Raw genomic sequence first — 2697 nt, 5'->3', positions numbered from 1 at the left:
CTTCCTCGGCGTCAAGGTGCAGCGCTGAACGGCCGCACCAACGACATCCGGCCGCTCGCTAGGATGTTTTAAAACGCAGCGCCACGGCGCTCTGACGGCTTCAGCTCGTCGAGAAGCGTGCGGATGACGCCCGCCATGTTCTCGTTCATGTCGCTGCGCCACAGCGCGAAGGCGACATTGGCCTCGACAAAACCCTCCGGCGATCCGCAGTCGAACGTGCGGCCTCGATAGTGGTAGCCGTAGAAAGGCTGCTGCTTTTCCAGCTTCAGCATGGCGTCGGTGAGCTGGATCTCGTTGCCGGCGCCTTTTTCCTGACCTTCTAGGATCTTGAAGATCTCCGGCTGCAGGATGTAGCGGCCGTTGATGTAGAGGTTGGACGGCGCGGTGCCGGCCTTCGGCTTTTCCACCATCTCGGTGATACGGAAGCCGTGATGCGTGTCCTCGCCGCGGCCGACGATGCCGTATTTGTGGGTTTCGGCGGGATCGCATTCCTGCACCGCGATGATGTTGTTGCCCGTCTCCTCGTAGAGCTCGACCATTGCCTTCGTGCAGCTCTTCTCCGACTGCATGATCATGTCAGGCAACAAAAGCGCGAAGGGCTCGTCGCCGACGAGCTCGCGGGCGCACCAGACGGCGTGGCCAAGTCCCATCGGCACCTGCTGGCGTGTGAAACTGGTCTGCCCCGGCGCCGGCTGCAGCCGCTGCAGGCGGGCGAGCTGGTCGTCCTTGCCGCGCTGGGCCAGCGTGTCATAGAGTTCGAACTGGATGTCGAAATGGTCCTCGATGACGGCCTTGTTGCGACCGGTGACGAAGATGAAATGCTCGATGCCGGCCTCGCGCGCCTCATCCACCACATACTGGATCACCGGCCGGTCGACGACGGTCAGCATTTCCTTGGGGACAGCCTTGGTGGCCGGAAGAAACCGTGTGCCGAGGCCGGCGACCGGGAAGACTGCCTTGCGAACTCTCTTCATGCTTTCAATTATCCGTTTGAGGGCCAGCTCCGCAATCCCCGTTTCAAGACATTTTCACGCCGGAATTGGGGATTACTGGGAAACTGAGGGGAGCGTCCACCGGTAAAGCTTCGAAGCGTCTTTTCGTTCCCGGTGGCACCTATGGTAAACTAATTCCTAACCTGGTTCGGCGATGAATGGTCTTTCCTGAGACAGAGAAGGAGGAAAAGATGTCCGTTCGCAATGCCGCAAAAATTCTTACCAGCGTCATGGCGGCAGCCAGCCTATCGCTCGCTCTGCTGATGCCTGGCCCCGCTTTCGCCGATGCCGGTTTCCGGCAATGGGTCGCCGGCTTCCGCGCCACCGCCGTGCAGAGCGGCGTTTCCGGCGCCCTATACGACCAGGCCTTCAGGAACATCAGGGATATCGATCCCGTGGTGCTGGAAAAGGCGCGCACGCAGCCTGAATTCACGGCCCCCGCCTGGGACTATTTCGACAACCGCGTCCATGATCAGTCCGTCGCCGTCGGCCAGCAGATGGCCAGGAAATGGAAGCCGTGGCTGGATCGGATCGAGGCCAGGTTCGGCGTCGACCGCTACATCCTGCTGGCCATCTGGTCGATGGAATCGAATTATGGCGAGATCCTCAAGCGCGACGACATCATGCGCAACGTCGTGCGCTCGCTGGCGACCTTGGCCTACGCCGATCCGAAGCGGGCGAAATTCGCCCGCACACAGCTGATCGCCGCGCTGAAGATCCTGCAGACCGGCGACATCGACGAAAGCCATCTGAGCGGATCCTGGGCCGGCGCCATGGGCCACACCCAGTTCATCCCGACCAGCTATCTGCACTATGCCGTGGACATGGACGGCAATGGCAAGCGAGACATCTGGAATTCGATCCCCGATGCGCTGGCGACATCAGCCAATTTGTTGAAGAAGAATGGCTGGCAGGCAGGCAAGACCTGGGGCTATGAGGTCGCCTTGCCAGCCGGAAAATTTCCCGGCGGTTCCAAGACACTGTCGCAGTGGCAGGCGCTCGGCGTCGTCAGGGCCAACGGCAAGCCGTTCAAGAACGGCTCCGACAAGGCGACGCTGAAGGTGCCCGACGGCCGCAGCGGGCCGGCCTTCCTGATGATCAGAAATTTCACGGTCATCAAGGCCTACAACAACGCCGACAAATATGCGCTGGCCGTCGGCCTTCTTGCCGACGAAATCGCCGGCTCGAGCGGTCTGGTGCAGGACTGGAAGCGGCCTTTCACCAAGCTTACTTTCGAGGAAAGGCAGGAGCTGCAGAAGCGGCTTTCCCAGCATGGCCTTTACGACGGCAAGTTCGACGGCAAGATCGGCGACGGCTCGAAGACTGCCATCATGGCCTTCCAGGCCAAGGCCGGCTTGACCCAGGACGGCTATCCGAGCATGGAAGTGCTGAAGTGGCTCCGGCAGAAATAGAGCCGCCTGCGGTGCCGCGCGGCCTTCCAGGCGCGCAAAAGACACTGTAGCAATCGGGTTGGCGCGGGCCTTGCCGCGCCAAGGGACGGAGGAAACGATTGGCTTCGGCTGCGCGCATCGCAGGGCTTGTTCGTCGCATGCCGGTGCTCGTCCTGGCCGTGGTCGTGCTTGCCGTCGGCGTGGCTGGCGCCTTTCATGCGCCGGCCATGGCGCAGGAGCAGCAAAACCGCGGCTGGTCGTTGCGCGACCTTTTGTTTCCGCGCCGCAGCGAGCGCATTGAGCCGCCCCTGGAT

The 2697-nt window shown here is 61.8% G+C and carries 2 protein-coding genes and 1 pseudogene; 2 read left to right on the top strand and 1 reads right to left on the bottom strand.

Annotation, left to right across the window (positions count from 1 at the left end):
• Positions 1–68: 68 nt before the first annotated feature.
• Positions 69–974: a UTP--glucose-1-phosphate uridylyltransferase GalU gene (galU, locus tag EN914_RS31225; RefSeq protein ID WP_013529722.1), complete on the bottom strand. Its 906-nt coding sequence runs from the start codon at positions 972–974 to the stop codon at positions 69–71.
• Positions 975–1183: 209 nt separating this feature from the next.
• Here galU and EN914_RS31220 point away from each other — a divergent pair, with 209 nt between their 5' ends.
• Both EN914_RS31220 and EN914_RS31215 read left to right on the top strand, forming a co-directional pair.
• Positions 1184–2404: a lytic murein transglycosylase gene (locus tag EN914_RS31220; protein ID WP_024502735.1), complete on the top strand. Its 1221-nt coding sequence runs from the start codon at positions 1184–1186 to the stop codon at positions 2402–2404.
• 98 nt (positions 2405–2502) lie between these two features.
• Positions 2503–2697: pseudogene (locus tag EN914_RS31215) on the top strand (DUF459 domain-containing protein); the annotation flags it as partial.

This window comes from Mesorhizobium sp. M7A.F.Ca.CA.001.08.2.1 (assembly GCF_003998455.1).
Classification (GTDB): Bacteria; Pseudomonadota; Alphaproteobacteria; order Rhizobiales; family Rhizobiaceae; genus Mesorhizobium; species Mesorhizobium ciceri.
The sequence above is the reverse complement of the archived record's forward strand: the minus strand, read 5'-3'. Positions and strand labels throughout refer to the sequence as shown.

Coding starts and splice junctions, on each gene's coding strand:
- galU (WP_013529722.1), bottom strand. CDS start 974: ATGAAGAGAGTTCGCAAGGCAGTCTTCCCGGTCGCCGGCCTCGGCACA.
- EN914_RS31220 (WP_024502735.1), top strand. CDS start 1,184: ATGTCCGTTCGCAATGCCGCAAAAATTCTTACCAGCGTCATGGCGGCA.